The following is a 15,683-nucleotide window of genomic DNA, read 5'->3' on the forward strand; positions in this document are numbered from 1 at the left end:
CGGGCCGCCTATTTCCCGCGGTGGATATGAGACGTACGATGCGGGCGATACAGGCAGCGGGAGGAATCCTGGTATGGCTGATACGGTCGTTCCGTTCGAGCTTTTCGGCTCCGACTATTTTCGTGACCCCTATACGGCGCTTGACTGGTTGCGGGTCAACTCGCCTGTTCATCGATACGTCTTCCCGCTCGGCGACGTCCCCATGTGGGTGGTGACCAGATACGACGACGCTCAGGCCATCCTCGCCGACACGCGGTTCAGCACCGCCGAGTGGCGCGGGAGCGCCGAATTCCACGCGGCGGGATTGTCCATCGGTGGAGAGAGCATACTGGCGCAGACCATTCCGGGACTCGATCCACCGCAGCACACCCGGGTCCGGCGGTGCGCCATGAGCGCGTTCACTCCGCGAGCCGTCGAAAAATGGCGGGAGGATATCCGGCGCGTTATCGACCTGACCATCAAAGATTGGGAACCGGGCCAGGAACGGGATCTGGTGTCGGAGTTCGCGGCGCCGATTCCACCTTCGGTGATCGCGACGCGCCTCGGGTTCACCCTGGAGGGGCGGGAGGATCTCGCCCGGGACGTGGACCTGCTCATCTCCACCGACCCGGCCGAACATCCGCTGATTCCGGGGGCGCGGGAGCGTTTCTGCGAACGGGGCCGCGAGCTCGTCGCCAGGAAGCGGGCCGAACCCGGTGACGACCTCACCTCCGCCTTCATCCGCGCGGCGGACGAGGAGGGGCGGATCACCGAGGACGAACTGGTGGCGATGGTGATCATCATGATCATCGCGGGGGTCGGGACGACCAAGATGTTCATCGGCAACGCGATGCTGGCGCTGCTGGACCACCCCGACCAGCGCGCGCTGGTCACCGGGGATCCAGGCGTCCTGGGCCGGTCGGGCATCGAGGAGCTGCTGCGCTACGAGTCGCCGGTCGCCTCCGTGCCCTGGCGGTTCCCCACCGAGGCGATCAAGGTGAGGGACGTGGAGATCGCGGCCGGTGAGCCGGTGATGGTCATGATCGCGTCGGCCAACCGTGACCCGGAGGTCTTCGACGATCCGCATCGCCTCGACCTCACCCGCAGCGGGGCGCGTCACCTGGGACTCGGGCACGGTATCCACAACTGCCTCGGGGCGGCCGCCGCGCGGTTGATCAGCGAGATGGCTCTCGCCACTCTCGTCGAGCGGTTCCCGGATCTGCGGCTCGCCTGCCCCCGGGAGGAGATACGGCGTCACGAGGTGTGGGCGTTGAACGACTACCGTGCTCTGCCCGTCGTCCTGTGACGGGCCGGCGTCTGGAGGTGGACCGAACCCTGTGTTTCGGCACCGGGCTCTGTTCCGCGACGGCCCCCGGGTTGTTCACGCTCGGCGCGGATCGGATCGCCGTCGCACGCGAGGGCGAACTCACCGACCCGGACGACATCTCGCTGGCCGAGGAGGTGGCGGACTGCTGTCCCCGTGAAGCGATCATCCTTCGTTCCCGGGACGCGGGGTGAGCCGTCGCGGCCCGGTCATCTCGTGAACCCGCCGGACCCGCCGCAGGACCCGCGCCGTAGTCCTCCGGCGCGGGTCCGACGCTCACGCATCGCGTGCGGCGATCATCGAACCTCTTTTGCGTGGCGCGGCTCGCGTCGGGACAGGGCTACCTCGATTCCTGCCGTGGCGGCCGATTCGCGCCGCGCGACCTAGGATCGGGCCATGCCGTTGACCGCGAACGACGTCGGCCGGTTCGAGGCCTCCAGGCCGCGCCTGGAGGCCATCGCCTATCGCCTCCTCGGCTCCGGCGGGGAGGCCGAGGACGCCGTGCAGGAGACGTTCCTGCGCTGGCAGGCCGCCGACGTCGGCCGCATCGAGGTCCCCGAGGCATGGCTGACGAAGGTCCTCACCAACCTGTGCCTCAACCAGCTCGCCTCCGCGCGGGCGCGCCGCGAGACGTACGTGGGCCAGTGGCTTCCCGAACCGCTGCTCGCCGGAGACCCGATGCTCGGCCCGGCCGAGACCGCCGAGCAGCGCGAATCGGTCTCGTACGCGGTCCTCACCCTCATGGAGCGCCTCCACCCCAACGAGCGGGCGGTGTACGTGCTGCGGGAGGCCTTCGGCTACTCGCACCGGGAGATCGCCGAGATCCTCGACATCACCGAGGGTGCCAGCCAGCAGATCTTCCACCGGGCCAGGAAGCGCGTCGCGGACGGCAAAGCCCGAACCGAGGTCGACGAGGCCGCGACCCGGCGGATCGTCGAGGAGTTCCTGGCGGCCGCGGCCGGTGGCCAGGTCGAATCGCTCGTGCGGCTGCTCACCGAGGACGTCGTCTCGATCGGAGACGGTGGAGGAAAGGTTCCGGCCCGCGCCACGGCGTTCGAGGGCTCCGTCGCGGTCGCGAAGTTCCTGCGGGGCCTGTTCGCGTTCGGCAAGGGCGTACGCGCCGTGGTCGGCGGTGTGCCCGAGGTCTACGCCTGGACCGCCAACGGTGACCCCGCCGTCGTGGCCGTGATGAACGGCCGGGTCGTCGGTGTCATGTGCCTGGAGGTCACCGCCGAGGGCATCGCCGCGTTCCGTCACCAGGTCAATCCCGACAAGCTCGACCGCGCGACCGCGCGCTGGGCGGCCACCGATCACGGGGAGCCTCTGTTCGGCGCTTCCTGATCACTTCCGATCACTGTGTGAGGTGCTTCACATCGCGTTCCTGTCAGGAAACGGCGGGCCGCCCGGTTCAAAGGGCAAACCCGCGCGAGATGGGAGCAAGGGAATGCAGCACCGCATCATCGTTCTTGGAGCCGGATATGCCGGAGCCATCGCCGCCGGTCGCCTCGCCAGGCGGCTCCGCCGCGAGGACGTCGCGATCACCCTCGTCAACGCCGAGCCCGACTTCGTGGAACGCGTCCGCATGCACCAGCTGGCGGTCGGCCAGGATCTCAGGCCCCGGCCGTTCAGTGAGATGTTCGCGGGCACCGGCGTCGAACTGCGGATCGCGAAGGTCACCGGCGTCGACGTCGACGGCAGGACCGTCGCCGTCGTCGACGCGAACGGCGCGGAAGAACTCGCCTACGACACGCTCGTCTACGCCCTGGGCAGCGGCTGGAACTCCCAGGGGGTCCCCGGGAGCGCCGAGCACGCCTACGAGATCGCCGGCCGGCCCGGAGCACTCCGGCTGCGTGAGCGCCTGGCTCGCCTGGGCGCCGGACAGAGCGTGGTCGTCGTCGGCGGAGGTCTCACCGGCCTGGAGGCCGCGGCCGAGATCGCCGAGGCGCGTCCGGACCTCGACGTCGCGCTCGCCGTCCGCGGCGACCTCGGTGGCCACTTCTCGCCCAGGGGACGCGAGCACCTGCGGAAGGTCTTCGGCAGGCTCAAGATCACCGTGCACGAGCACGCCGTCGTCACCGGGGTCGAGGCCGAGCGCGTCACCACCGCCGACGGCAGGGGCATCCCGGCCGCGGTCACCGTGTGGACCACCGGCTTCGCCGTCCACCCGATCGCGGCGGCGACCGGCCTGAAGGTCACCGGCACCGGCCAGATCGTGGTCGACGAGACCATGCGCTCGGTCTCGCACCCGGAGGTGTACGCCGTCGGCGACGCGGCGATGGCGGCGGGCCCCGGAAACAAGCCGCTGCGGATGTCGTGCGCCTCGGGAGGGCCGACCGCGTGGCAGGCCGCCGACGCGATCGCGGCGCGCCTGACCGGCGGGAGACTCCCGAACACGCCGATCCGCTATGTCAACCAGTGCGTCTCACTGGGCCGCTGGGAGGGGCTGATCCAGTACGTCACCGCCGACGACCGTGCGGTGCGGGCGGTCCTGACCGGACGGTTCGCGGCCGCCTACAAGGAGCTGGTCTGCAGGGGCGCCGCCTGGGGCGTCGCGAACCCGACGCTCGGGCTGCCGGTTCGGCGCCGCCGTGTCACGCGGGAGCGGGCCGTGGCGGTCGGCTCGTGATCGACCGGCGAGCTCTCGGACCGCGCGGTCTCGCACCGGGCGGTGGGTGAGGGGTCGGCGTCGCGGCCCTGGCCACACCTGATCACACCTGGTCACGTCTGGCCACTGGCATCGCCCGGGGCCGGAGGCCGCGTCCCTCGGCCGGACCCGAGCCGGTTCAGGGGCGGCGGCGTCAGTGGTCAGTCCCGCAGTCCGGTGTGCGGGAGACGGCCGAGAAGGGTTCGGACGGCGGCGGTGTGGGGGGAGGGGAGGACCTGGGTCAGGAAGACGGCGGTGAGGCGGTGGTGGGGGTCGACGAGGAAGGTCGTCCCGGCCGCGCCGGACCAGCCGTACTGGCCGGGGGCGCAGGTGACGCCACGGAAGGTCGGATCCAGGTCGATGGAGAAGCCAAGGCCGAAGCCGAGGCCGTCGTAGCGACCGGGTTCGGGGATCGTCACGGCGGCCTGGGCGAGATCGACGCCGCCGGGCAGGTGGTTGGCGGTCATGAGGTTCACCGTGTGGCGCTCCAAAAGGCGGACGCCGTCGAGGGCGCCGCCGCCCAGCAGCATCTGGGTGAAGCGGTGGTAGTCGGCCATGGTCGACAGCAGCCCGCCGCCGCCGCACAGGAAACCCGAGCTCTCCAGCACCGTGTCCTCGACGTCCTCGGCGTCCTCGGCGTCCTCGGCGCGTTCGACCAGGCCGCCGCCCTCGCCGGGGGCGTACACGCGGGTGAGACGGGCGCGCTGTGCCGGGGTCGGGGTGAAGGTGGTGTCGGTCATTCCCAGTGGCGCGAAGACGCGTTCGGTGAGGAAGGCGTCCAGGCTCTGTCCGGAGACGACCTCGATCAGGCGGCCGAGAACGTCGGTGGAGACGCCGTAGTTCCAGCGGCTGCCGGGTTCGAACAGCAGCGGAAGCCCGGCCCAGGCGTCGGTGAGCTCGGCCAGATCGCGGCCCGGAGGCTGTGGTGAGCCGAGGCCCCGGGCGCGGTACATCTCGTCCAGCGGGTGGTCCAGGAAGGCACCGTAGGACAGGCCCGAGGTGTGCTGGAGCAGGTGGCGAACCCGGATGGGGCCCCGCGCCGGCTCGGTCACCGGGGCGTCCGCGTCGCCGCCGGTGAAGATCCTCATGTCGCGGAAGGCCGGTAGGTGGCGTTCCAGCGGGTCGGTCAGGTCGAATCGGCCCTCCTGGTGGAGGATCATCGCGGCGACCGAGGTGACGGGTTTGGTCATCGAGTAGATCCGGAAGAGCGTGTCGTCACGGTCGTCCATGCCGTAGGAGCGGTGGTGGACGACCTGCCCGTGCCGACTCACCAGGAGTTGCCAGCCGGGGAGAAGGCCGTTGTCGACGTACTCGCGCAGTCGCTCGTCGAGGGTGGCCAGGCTCGACGGGGCGAGTCCGTGGGAGGCGGGGTTCACCGTGGTCCGCATGGGCCGTTTCCTCTCCGGACGGTGAGACGTCCCTCATCGAAGGGACCCGCGCGATGCTGCCGTACGGTGTGGCATCGAGTCAAGGCTGTGGACATATGTTCACAAATGTGAACTTGAAGGCCCCTTCTGGTCCGATTACCCGACAAATCGGGCATATGTGAAACTAGCTATCAAATATCTTCTTAGTGGATCAAACGTGTTCGGCTAGTTCACATATATGAACTTCGGTTCTCATCCTTGACAGTTCGGGGCGAGGTGGCGCACGATTCCGCTCGTGTGAACAGTGCGTTACAAAGGCGCGTTCCGGAGGGCCGTAAACCAGAAGGGCAGTTCGCGATGATGAGGCAGCAGACAAGCCCGGCGTTGAGTTCGCCGCGCACCGGGGGGCGCGTCGACCCGTTGGGCATGCCGGGCACGCCGCCACGCCTGTCCTGGTCGGTCTCGCCCGACGCCCGGATCGATCCCGGCACGTTCTTCGAGGTGTCCGTCGCCGCCTCGGAGCGCGCGTTGAGGGACGGCCCGCTGCTGTGGTCGGGCGGTGGCGAGCGCCCCTGGGTCGGCTACGGCGGCCCGGAACCCGCCTCGCGCCAGAGGCTGTACTGGACGGTCACCGCCCTGGATCGTTCCGGCCTGCGCCTGACCGGCGACGTCGCCTCCTGGGAGGTCGGGCTCACCTCCGCCGCCGACTGGCGGGCCGGATGGATCCGCGCCGAGCCGGTGGCGTTCCCGCGCGAGAGCTGGGACCCCTGCCCTTACCTGCGGCGCGAGTTCGACGTCGAGGACATGGGCTCGGTCCGGGTGTACGCGAGCGCGCTCGGCCTCTACCGCCTCTGGCTCAACGGGGTCGAGCTGACCTCCGGCGAGCTGTACCGGCCAGGCTGGACCGACTACGCCGTCCGCGTCCACCACCAGACCTTCGACGGCACGGCGGCGCTGCGGCGCGGCCGCAACACCCTCACCGCCGTCCTGGCCAAGGGCTGGTACGCGGGACGCCTCGGCCTGCTCCGCGAGCCCGGCTACTACGGCGACCGCCCGGCCTTCCTGGCGCAACTGGAGGTCGACGGCGTCCCCGTCGTGGGCACCGACGAGGAGTGGCGTACCGGCCACGGCGCGCTCCTCGCCTCCGACCTGCTGCGCGGCGAGATCCAGGACCTGCGCCAGGAGCCCGAGGGCTGGCACCTGAACGGGTTCGACGACACCGGGTGGGCTCCGGCCCTGCCCTTCACCGCAGCGCCCGAACTGGTGCTGCCGCAGCCGCACGACTCGATCACCGGTTACCGGACGCACCCCGGCAAGCTGGTCCACGCGCACGCGCGCGGCCCGGCCGTCTTCGACTTCGGGCAGAACCTGGTCGGCTGGACCAGGCTCACCACGCCCTGCGCGCCCTCCGTCGAACTGATCGTGCGGCACGGCGAGATTCTCACGCCCGACCGGCTGGTCTACCGCGACAACCTGCGCGGCGCCTTCCAGGAGGACCGCTACACCGTTCCCGACCCGGGGCCGCACCGCCTGGAGACCTCGTTCACGATGCACGGCTTCCGCTACGCCGAGGTGTGGGGGCTACCGGGGACGACGCCGTACGGCGCCTACGACGTGTTGCCGGAGACCTCGATCGAGGCGCGCTCCGTCACCGGGCTGCCCAGCAGGACGGGCTGGTTCGAGTGCTCCGACGACCGGCTGACCCGGCTGGCGAGCAACGTGGAGTGGACCGTGCGGGACAACTTCCTGGAGGCGGTGACCGACTGCCCGCAGCGGGACGAACGGCACGGCTGGCTGGGCGACGCGGGAGTGATCGCCCCGACCGCCGCCTACCACTTCGACGTCTCCGCGTTCGTGGCCAAGTTCGCGCAGGACGCGGCCGACACCCAGGACGCCGAGGGGATCATCCGCAACTACGCCCCGGCCGTGCCGCCGAGCACGCTGAGACCGGGGGCACCAGGCTGGTCCGACGGTTTCGTCCGGCTGGTGCACCTGCTCGTCCAGCGCTACGGCGAACTGGAGACCGCGCGGCGCCTGTTCGAGCCCATGACGCGCTTCCTCGGCCATGTCGACCGCGCCAACCCCGACGGCCTGCGGGTGAACCAGACCGGCGCGGACTTCGGGGACTGGCTCTCCCTGCCGGAGCGCGACGGGCTCCCGCGGCACACCGGGTTCGAGTACACCGGCGCGTACTCGACCACACCCCGGCCGATCGTCGGGACCGCGCACAGCTACCGCTCCTTCGTCCAGCTGTCGGAGATCGCCCGCCGGCTGGGCGAGGACGGCGAGGCGGCGCGGCTCGCGGCGAGGGCCGAGCGGATCCGCGAGGCGTACCTGGAGGCGTTCCTGCTGCCCGACGGCGACATCAAGGAGGCGACCCAGACCGCCTACGCCCAGGCCGTCGGGTACGGCCTGGTGCGAGGCGAGGCCGCGCGGGCGACGGCGGACCGGCTCCGCGAGAACATCGAGCGGATCGGACACGTGACCGCGGGGATCCACGGCGTCGAGCACGTGCTCCCCGTCCTGAGCGCTTACGGGCACGCCGACTTCGCCACCGGGCTGCTGCTCCGCGACCGGATGCCCGGCTGGCTCTACATGGTCGGCCAGGGCGCGACGACGATCTGGGAGAAGTGGGACGGCATCGAACCGGACGGGTCGCTGGCCACCGCCGAGATGAACTCCTTCAACCACTGCGCCCTCGGTGCGGTCGGCCGTCACCTCTTCGAGGGGGTGGCGGGCATCGACGCCACCGAGACCACCTGGACCGGCGAGGTCGCCGTGCGCGCCCGCTACACCCGCGAGCTCGACTGGGTCAGGGCCGGCTACGACAGTCCGGTCGGCCCGATCCGCAGCCACTGGAGATGGTCGGGCGAGGTCGTCGAGCACGAGCTGGAGGTGCCGGGGGCCGCGTACGCGACCGTGCACGCGCCGGTCGGCGCCGCGCTGGAAGCCGGGGACGCGACCCCGTCTACGACAGCGACCCCGGCAGCGACCCCGGCAGTGACCCCGGCAGTGACCACGACGGGACACGTCCGGCTCGGCCCCGGTCGCCACACGGTCCGCGTGCACCTGGGCCCGCGATGAGGACGCGGAGGGTGCTGCTGCGGCTGGCCCGGCTGGCGGCCGTGCTGATCGTGGTGTCGACCCTGTGCTTCCTGAGCCTCAACCTGCTGCCAGGAGACCCGGCCAGGGCGATCCTCGGCGAGTCGGGCACCCCCCAGTCGGTGGCGGCCCTGCGCCAGGAACTCGGGCTGGACCGGCCGCTCGCCGACCGCTACGTGAACTGGCTGGGCGACATCCTGCGGGGCGACTTCGGCCGCTCCTACGCCAACCGGCAGCCGGTCGCCGACATCATCCTGGCGCGGGCGCCGGTCACCGTCGAGCTCATCGTCCTCAGCCAGATCATCGCGCTCGCGGCGGCCGTGCCCCTCGCGGCGGTCGCCGCGATCAAACGGGGGACCGTGGTGGACCGCGGCATCAGCTCACTGGTGTTCGTGGCCGTCTCGGTGCCCTCCTTCGTCCTCGCGTTCGTGCTGATCTGGGTGTTCGCGATCAAGCTCGGACTGTACCCGGCCAACGGCTTCGTCCCGATCAGCGCCGGACTGGGACAGAACCTCGGCTCGCTGTTCCTGCCCGCCCTCGCGCTCGCCGCCGGTCCGGCCGCGCTCTACCAGCGGGTGCTGCGGGCCGACCTGGTCGAGACATACGGACAGGAGTTCATGAACGTGGCACGTGCCAAGGGGATCTCGCCGCTGCGGATGGCCGTGCGGCACGCGTTCCGGCCCAGCCTGCTCGGGCTCACCACCTCGATCGGAGTGGTGGCGGGCGTGCTGATCGGGTCGAGCGTGATCATCGAGAACCTGTTCAGCCTGCCCGGACTGGGGTCGATCCTGGCCCAGTCGGTCAGTGCCCGCGACTACGTCACCGTGCAGGGGGTCGTGCTGGTGGCGGCCACGTCGTTCGTACTGATCAACGCGGTCGTGGACCTGCTGTACGGCTTCATCGACCCCCGGCTGCGAAAGACGCGGACGGCCGGCCGTCAGGCCGGGCGCGCGCGGGAGGTGCCGGTCGCGTGAGCACAGGACTTCTTCCCGCCGTGGGCGCCGCGAGCACCTGGCGACGGCGGCTGCGCACCTGGCGGCTGACCGACGCGCTGTCGCTCACCTGGCTCGGGTTCCTCGCCCTCGCCGCGCTGGCCCTGCCGCTGTTCCTCCAGCTCGACACCGAGACGATGTCGTCGGCCGAACGGCTCGGCGGTCCTTCCGCCCAGCACTGGCTCGGCACCGACAACTACGGTCGTGACCTGCTCGCCCGAGCCCTGTCCGGGGCGAGGATCTCGCTCGGGATCGGGTTCGGCTCGGTCGCCGCGGCCGCCCTCATCGGAGTGCCGCTCGGCATGCTCGCGGGCTACCTGAGGGGCTGGGTGGACGCGGTCGTCTCCTTCGTGGTGGACGTGATCCTCGCCTTCCCCGGGCTGGTGCTGGCACTGGCGCTGGCCTCGTTCCTCGGGCCCTCGGTCGGCAACGTGATGATCGCGATCCTGGTGCCGATGACGCCGGTGTTCGTCCGGCTGGCCAAGGCGCAGACGATGTCGGTGGCGGGCCGGGAGTACGTCGAGGCGAGTCAGGTGATCGGCACCCGCACGTGGTCGATCGTGGTGCGTGACGTGCTGCCCAACATCCTCCAGCCCGTCATGGCGTACGCGCTGGTCAGCGTGGGTTCTGCGATCCTCATCGAGGGGGGCCTGAGCTTCCTGGGGATGGGCGTGCCGCCGGAGCAGCCCTCCTGGGGAAGCATGATCAACAGTGGCCGGATCTTCATCAGCGAGGATCCGCGCCTCGTCGCGGTGCCCTCGATGTTCATGCTGCTCACCATCCTGGGCCTGAACCTGATCGCCGACCGTTTCCTGTCCCGTTCCGACGCCGCGACGGCAGGTGTGCGATGACCCCCGACACGACCTCCGATGTCACCCCTGCCGAGACCCCGGGCGCCGGCGACGCGCTGCTGAGCATCCGGGACCTGGTCGTGGAGTTCCCGACCGGCGCCGGGACGGTCCGCGCGGTCGACCATGTGAGCCTCGAACTCGGCTACGGCGAGCGCCTGGGCATCGTCGGGGAGTCGGGGTCCGGCAAGAGCGTGCTGGCCCGCACCGCGATGGGACTCACCAGAGCGGGCACGGCCCGGATCAGCGGCCAGGTCGTGATCGCCGGGCACTCGGTGCTGGATCTCAAGGAGCGCCGCCGCCGTGCCCTGTGGGGGCGCGAGGTCGCGATGGTCTTCCAGGATCCGCTGAGCGCGCTGCACCCGATCACGCCGATCGGCGAGCAGATCGCCGAGGCGGTCCGCCGCGACCCCGAGGTGACCCGCCGCCAGGCCGCGGCGCGGGCCGTCGAGCTGCTGGAGACCGTGGGCATCCCGCAGGCCGCCCGGCGCGTCCACTCCCGCGCCCATGAGCTGTCCGGCGGAATGCGCCAGCGGGTGGCCATCGCGATGGCCGTCGCCTGCCGCCCCAAGCTCCTGTTCGCCGACGAGCCGACCACCGCGCTGGACGTCACCGTGCAGGCCCGCATCCTCGACCTGTTCGACGAGCTGTGCGCGAGCTTCGGGATCGGGCTGGTGATGGTCAGCCACGACCTCGGCGTCGTCGGCCGCCACACCGACCAGGTCGCCGTGATGTACGCCGGAAGGATCGCCGAGCGAGGGCCGGTGGGTGCCGTCTTCGCCCGGCCGAGCATGCACTACACCAGCTCGCTCATGGCCGCGATCCCGCGGCACCGCGCGACGGAGCAGTCCCTGCCGCGGCCGATACCCGGGCAGCCGCCCAACCTGCTGAACCCACCCCCCGGCTGCCGTTTCGGCCCCCGGTGCGGGCACGCCTCGGCACGCTGCCGCGACGAGCAGCCGCCGCTGCTCGCGCTCGGCGACGTCCCCGGCCACGAGTACGCCTGCTGGCACCCGGGAAAGGCGAGCCGATGACGGAAGGCAAGCAGCCGATCTTCACGTTGGAGAACGGCTCCGTGCGGTACGGCAACGGACCCGAAGCCGTCTCGGACGTCTCGGTGCGGCTCTATCGGGGAGAGATCCTCGGCCTGGTCGGGGAGTCCGGCTGCGGGAAGTCCACCACGGCGCGGGCGATGCTCGGGCTGGTACCGCTGAGCAGCGGCCGGCTGACACTGCACGGCACGCCGGTGGGCGTCCACGAGCGGCGGCTGCGGGCGTCGGTGCAGGCGATCTTCCAGAACCCGGCCGCGTCGTTCAACCCGAAGAGGTCGTTGCTCGACTCGGTCGCCGAGCCGCTGCGGGTGCACGGCCAGGGCACGCGGCAGGAACGGCGCACACGGGCGCTGGCCGAGCTCGACCGGGTCGGCGTCACCGAGCAGATGGCGCTCCGCCGCCCCAACGAGGTCTCCGGCGGCCAGTGCCAGCGGGCCGCGATCGCGCGGGCCACGATCCTGCGGCCCGAGGTGCTCGTCTGCGACGAACCGGTCTCCGCGCTGGACGTCTCCATCCAGGCGCAGATCCTGGAACTGCTGGCCGAACTGCGCACCGAGCAGGGCCTGGCCATGCTGTTCATCTCCCACGACCTCGGCGTGGTCGCGTCCCTGTGCGACCGGACCGCCGTGATGTACGCCGGGCGGGTCGTCGAGCGGGGCACCGCACCGGACATCGCCAACAGTCCCCGCCACCCCTACTCGGTCGCCCTCCAGGACGCCGTGCCCTCGCTGGAGCCGGACGACGACCCCGCACCCAGGATCCGCACCAGGACCGGGAGCGACGACGTGGACGGCCGGCTTCTGCCGGGCTGCCGCTTCGCCGCGCTGTGCCCCTCCGTCACCTCGGTGTGCACGACCACCCCGCCCCCGCTGGACGAACTGTCCCCGCGGCACGAGGTCGCCTGCCACCACCCGTTCGAGCCCGCCGTCCGCTGACCACCGCTCTTCCCCTTTTGAGAAAGAAGGCAAGGCAATGCGCGTCCCATACAGGGGTAGCCGTGTGAGCAGGGCGATCGCCCTGCTCATCGCGCCCGTCACCGTGGTCACCCTGGCCGCCTGCACGGTGCAGAGCGGCACCGCCGCCTCTCCTTCGGGAGCCGCCGCCGACGCCGCCCCGAAGGCGGGGGGCACCCTCACCGTCGCCGCCGGGGCCGACCTGACCACGCTGGACCCCTCCAAGGGCTCCGCCAACACGATGGCGCTGATCGGCTCGGCGGTCTACGACACGCTGATGACGGTGCCGAAGATCGGTGACCGGCCGGAGCCGAACCTGGCCAGGTCCCTGGTCGAGAGCGACGACAAGATGAGCTGGGAGATGACGCTGCCCACGGGCGTCAAATTCAGCGACGGCACGCCTTTCGACGCCGAGGCGGTGAAGTTCAACCTCGACCGCAACAGGGCCGAGGGCTCGACCGCCGCCGCGCTGCTGTCCTCCGTCGACTCCGTCGCGGTGAAGGACGACAGCACCGTCGTCATCAAGATGAAGAAGCCCTTCAGCAACCTGCCGTACGTGTTCTCCTACGACGGTTCCGGCACCGCCGGGTACGTGGCCTCCCCGACGGCGTTGAAGAAGCACGGCGACGACTACACCGCGCACGCCGCCGGGGCCGGGCCGTACAAGCTCCAGTCGTGGTCGCCGGGCAGCCCGGTGGAACTGGTCCGCAACCCCGAGTACTGGAACAAGGACAAGCAGGCGTACCTGGACAAGGTCGTGGTCAAGACCATCGCCGACCCGCAGAGTGCCTACCAGGCGCTGCTGGCCGGGGACATCGACCTGATGGCGACCACCTCCTCGACGCTGATGAAGACGGCGACGACGAACACCCAGGTCAACTTCGTCCAGGGCGTCGGCGGTGACCAGGACAGCATCATCCTCAACGTGACCAGGCCCCCCTTCGACGACGAGCGGGTCCGCCAGGCGGTGTCGAAGGCGCTCAACCGCCAGGAGATCGTCGACCTGACCACCGAGGGACTGGGCAGGCCGGCCGTGAGCCTCTTCCCCGAGGGCAACCCCTTCCACGGCACCGAGGCCGTCCCGGAGTACGACCTCGCGGGGGCCAAGGAGCTGATCGCGGCGTACGAGAGCGAGACGGGGAAGAAGGCCTCCTTCACCTACACCTGCAACAACGCCCGGGCGGCGAGTGACGTCATCGTCTCCCAGCTCAAGGCGGCCGGATTCGACGTGAAGCTGGACGCGCTGGAGAGTTCCGCCTGGCTGGCGCAGTTCTTCGGCAAGAAGTACGGGGCGATCTGCTGGACGATGGCCGGATTCCTCACCCCCGACCTGCTGCCGTACCGGTTCCTGCACTCGGGCGGCGACCTGAACACCGGCGGGTTCAAGGACGACGCCTTCGACGAGAAGGTCGAGGCGGCCCGTGTCGCCGGGAGCCCCGAGGAGCAGAAGAAGCTGTGGAACGAGGCGGACGCCGTCCTGACCACCAAGCTCCCGTGGGTGTGGACGACCAGCACGCCGATCGGCTTCATCTGGTCCAAGCGGGTGCACAGCGTCGACCTCGACGAGCCGAGCCGGCTGCGCTACAGCGTGCCGAGCTTCCTGAACGCGTGGGTGTCGGACTGACCTCGCGACCGGACGCCTGACCGAAGGGGAGGACGAAGATGGACTGGACCGATCGTGTCGGCGTCGTGACCGGCGCCGCGTCGGGTATCGGCGCGGCCACGGCTCTGCGCTTCGCCGCGCGCGGCATGCACGTGATCGGGTTCGACGTCGACGAGACCGGCCTGGCCGCCACTCGCGAGGCGATCGAGCGGATGGGCGGCACGGCGAGTGCCGAGGTGGTCGACGTCGGCGACGGCGAGGCGGTGCGCCGCGCCGTCGCCGGCATCGAGGCCGCGCACGGCCGCCTCGACGCGGTGGTCAACTGCGCGGTGAACTTCCTGGCCAGGGGCCTGGACGTGACGGCGGCCGACTGGGAGCGGGTGCTCCGCGTCAACGTGCAGGGCATCGGCAACGTGGTGCAGGCGGCGCATCCGCTGCTGGCCCGCTCCGGGGCGGGCGCGATCGTGAACACCGCCAGTGTCTCGGCCCACGTCGCGCAGCCGGCGCGCTGGACCTACAACGCGACCAAGGGCGCCATCTTGACCCTGACCAAGTGCATGGCGATGGACCTCGCCCCGGACGGCATCCGGGTCAACGCGGTCAGCCCCGGCTGGATCTGGACCCCCGAGGTGAGCCGGGCCGCGAACGGCGACCGGGCCGCCGTCGAACCGGTCTGGGGCCGTTTCCACCTGCTTGGCCGCCTGGGCGAGCCGGACGAGGTGGCCCGCGCCATCGCCTTCCTGTGCTCCAGCGACGCCAGCTTCATCACCGGCGCGGAACTGCCCGTGGACGGCGGCTATCTGGCCATGGGCCCCGAAGGCCTGGGCGAGAACTCCAGCTTCGCCGGATCGGCTCCGGCGACGCGCATCGACAGCGATTCGAGGGACCCGCGTTGAACACGCACATCGTCATCACCGACACCAACCTGGGGGACGGCTCCATCGAGCGCGGAGTCCTGGTCCCCGAGTTCGAGGTGAGCCACCACGACGCCAGAAGCGAGGAGGAGGTGCTCAAGGTCGGCGCGGACGCCGACGGCCTGCTGGTGCAGTGGGCGCCGCTGACCGAGCGGGTCCTGTCCGGCCTGCCCCGGCTGCGCGCGGTCGTGCGGTACGGGATCGGCCTGGACAACATCGACCTCGCCGCCGCCGCCCGGCTGGGCATCGAGGTCCGCAACGTGGACGACTACTGCCTGGCGGAGGTGGCCGACCACGCGGTCGCGTCGATCTACGCCCACAACCGCAGGCTCGTCGCGGCGAGCCGGTCCTACACCGTGCGGGGGTGGACCACCGAGGGCATCGCCGCGCCGCTGTGCCCCGGTGAGGACCCGGTGGGCATCGCCGGGTTCGGGCGGATCGGCCGTGAGGTCGCCCGCCGCGCCACCGCGCTCGGCTTCCCCGTGCACGTGTGGGATCCGTACGTCGCCGACCTGCCCCCGGACGTCACCGGGCACGCGACGCCGGCCGGCCTCGCCGCGGCCGTCAACCACCTCACGCTGCACATGCCCTCGACCGAGCAGACCCGCGGCATCGTCGACCGGACGGTGCTGGAGGCGCTCGGCCCGGCCGGGCATCTGGTCAACACCGCCAGGGGAGCCCTGGTGGAGGAGTCCGCGCTGCTGGCCGCGCTGGAGGCGGGCACGCTGGGCTTCGCCTCGCTGGACGTGCTGGCGGGGGAGCCGCCGTCGGGGATCTCGGCGGAGCTGGCCGGGCACGACCGCGTGCTGGTGACCCCGCATGTCGCCTACCTCTCGACGAGGTCGCTGCCGCTGCTGCAGCGGCGGGCCGCCGAGATCATGCGTGACCTGCTGAAGGCGGGCTGA

Annotated in this window: 13 protein-coding genes; 12 read left to right on the forward strand and 1 reads right to left on the reverse strand. The window is 71.0% G+C overall.

Going from position 1 to position 15,683, the window contains the following annotated elements:
* The first annotated feature begins 73 nt into the window (after window positions 1–73).
* The 4 genes from AB0B90_RS37960 (at window position 74) to AB0B90_RS37975 (ending at window position 3,929) form a co-directional block, all read left to right on the forward strand.
* Window positions 74–1,285 (forward strand): cytochrome P450, encoded by a 1,212-nt coding sequence (locus AB0B90_RS37960; RefSeq protein ID WP_362905348.1) that lies wholly within the window; start codon window positions 74–76, stop codon window positions 1,283–1,285.
* A gap of 17 nt (window positions 1,286–1,302) precedes the next feature.
* Window positions 1,303–1,497: a ferredoxin gene (locus tag AB0B90_RS37965; protein ID WP_362926697.1), complete on the forward strand. Its 195-nt coding sequence runs from the start codon at window positions 1,303–1,305 to the stop codon at window positions 1,495–1,497.
* A 202-nt stretch (window positions 1,498–1,699) separates the two neighbouring features.
* Window positions 1,700–2,644: an RNA polymerase sigma factor SigJ gene (sigJ, locus tag AB0B90_RS37970; protein ID WP_362926699.1), complete on the forward strand. Its 945-nt coding sequence runs from the start codon at window positions 1,700–1,702 to the stop codon at window positions 2,642–2,644.
* Between the two features lie 103 nt (window positions 2,645–2,747).
* Window positions 2,748–3,929 carry an FAD-dependent oxidoreductase gene (locus tag AB0B90_RS37975; protein WP_362926701.1) on the forward strand — a complete coding sequence of 394 codons (1,182 nt, stop codon included), beginning with the start codon at window positions 2,748–2,750 and terminating at the stop codon, window positions 3,927–3,929.
* A 179-nt stretch (window positions 3,930–4,108) separates the two neighbouring features.
* Here AB0B90_RS37975 and AB0B90_RS37980 read toward each other — a convergent pair whose 3' ends face one another.
* A complete protein-coding gene (locus AB0B90_RS37980; protein ID WP_362926703.1) occupies window positions 4,109–5,335 on the reverse strand; it encodes a serine hydrolase domain-containing protein in 1,227 nt (408 codons plus the stop codon).
* A gap of 339 nt (window positions 5,336–5,674) precedes the next feature.
* Between AB0B90_RS37980 and AB0B90_RS37985 the strand changes: the two genes are divergently transcribed.
* The 8 genes from AB0B90_RS37985 (at window position 5,675) to AB0B90_RS38020 (ending at window position 15,683) form a co-directional block, all read left to right on the forward strand.
* The gene (locus AB0B90_RS37985) at window positions 5,675–8,398 is read left to right on the forward strand and encodes a family 78 glycoside hydrolase catalytic domain (RefSeq protein ID WP_362926705.1); all 2,724 of its coding nucleotides are present in this window, start codon (window positions 5,675–5,677) and stop codon (window positions 8,396–8,398) included.
* Window positions 8,399–8,409: 11 nt separating this feature from the next.
* On the forward strand, window positions 8,410–9,390 hold the full coding sequence (locus tag AB0B90_RS37990) for an ABC transporter permease (protein WP_362926707.1): 981 nt from the start codon (window positions 8,410–8,412) through the stop codon (window positions 9,388–9,390).
* Window positions 9,387–10,259: an ABC transporter permease gene (locus tag AB0B90_RS37995; RefSeq protein WP_350945842.1), complete on the forward strand. Its 873-nt coding sequence runs from the start codon at window positions 9,387–9,389 to the stop codon at window positions 10,257–10,259. The genes AB0B90_RS37990 and AB0B90_RS37995 overlap by 4 nt, the downstream gene beginning before the upstream one ends.
* Window positions 10,256–11,290, forward strand: coding sequence for an ABC transporter ATP-binding protein (locus AB0B90_RS38000; RefSeq protein ID WP_362926709.1), 1,035 nt, complete (start codon window positions 10,256–10,258; stop codon window positions 11,288–11,290). Before AB0B90_RS37995 ends, AB0B90_RS38000 begins: the two co-directional genes overlap by 4 nt.
* Window positions 11,287–12,243 (forward strand): ABC transporter ATP-binding protein, encoded by a 957-nt coding sequence (locus AB0B90_RS38005; protein ID WP_350945844.1) that lies wholly within the window; start codon window positions 11,287–11,289, stop codon window positions 12,241–12,243. The genes AB0B90_RS38000 and AB0B90_RS38005 overlap by 4 nt, the downstream gene beginning before the upstream one ends.
* A 64-nt stretch (window positions 12,244–12,307) precedes the next feature.
* Window positions 12,308–13,885: an ABC transporter substrate-binding protein gene (locus AB0B90_RS38010; protein ID WP_350945845.1), complete on the forward strand. Its 1,578-nt coding sequence runs from the start codon at window positions 12,308–12,310 to the stop codon at window positions 13,883–13,885.
* 38 nt (window positions 13,886–13,923) lie between these two features.
* A complete protein-coding gene (locus AB0B90_RS38015; protein WP_362905328.1) occupies window positions 13,924–14,760 on the forward strand; it encodes an SDR family oxidoreductase in 837 nt (278 codons plus the stop codon).
* Window positions 14,757–15,683 carry an NAD(P)-dependent oxidoreductase gene (locus AB0B90_RS38020; protein WP_350945847.1) on the forward strand — a complete coding sequence of 309 codons (927 nt, stop codon included), beginning with the start codon at window positions 14,757–14,759 and terminating at the stop codon, window positions 15,681–15,683. The genes AB0B90_RS38015 and AB0B90_RS38020 overlap by 4 nt, the downstream gene beginning before the upstream one ends.

The organism is Streptosporangium sp. NPDC049078, from assembly GCF_040648855.1.
In the GTDB taxonomy this organism is placed as follows: domain Bacteria; phylum Actinomycetota; class Actinomycetes; order Streptosporangiales; family Streptosporangiaceae; genus Streptosporangium.

Excerpts from the sequence above, each read along its gene's own strand:
- AB0B90_RS38015 (WP_362905328.1), top strand. The coding sequence starts at position 13,924 with ATGGACTGGACCGATCGTGTCGGCGTCGTGACCGGCGCCGCGTCGGGT.
- AB0B90_RS37975 (WP_362926701.1), top strand. The coding sequence starts at position 2,748 with ATGCAGCACCGCATCATCGTTCTTGGAGCCGGATATGCCGGAGCCATC.
- AB0B90_RS38000 (WP_362926709.1), top strand. The coding sequence starts at position 10,256 with ATGACCCCCGACACGACCTCCGATGTCACCCCTGCCGAGACCCCGGGC.
- AB0B90_RS38005 (WP_350945844.1), top strand. The coding sequence starts at position 11,287 with ATGACGGAAGGCAAGCAGCCGATCTTCACGTTGGAGAACGGCTCCGTG.
- AB0B90_RS37960 (WP_362905348.1), top strand. The coding sequence starts at position 74 with ATGGCTGATACGGTCGTTCCGTTCGAGCTTTTCGGCTCCGACTATTTT.
- sigJ (WP_362926699.1), top strand. The coding sequence starts at position 1,700 with ATGCCGTTGACCGCGAACGACGTCGGCCGGTTCGAGGCCTCCAGGCCG.
- AB0B90_RS37985 (WP_362926705.1), top strand. The coding sequence starts at position 5,675 with ATGAGGCAGCAGACAAGCCCGGCGTTGAGTTCGCCGCGCACCGGGGGG.
- AB0B90_RS37980 (WP_362926703.1), bottom strand. The coding sequence starts at position 5,335 with ATGCGGACCACGGTGAACCCCGCCTCCCACGGACTCGCCCCGTCGAGC.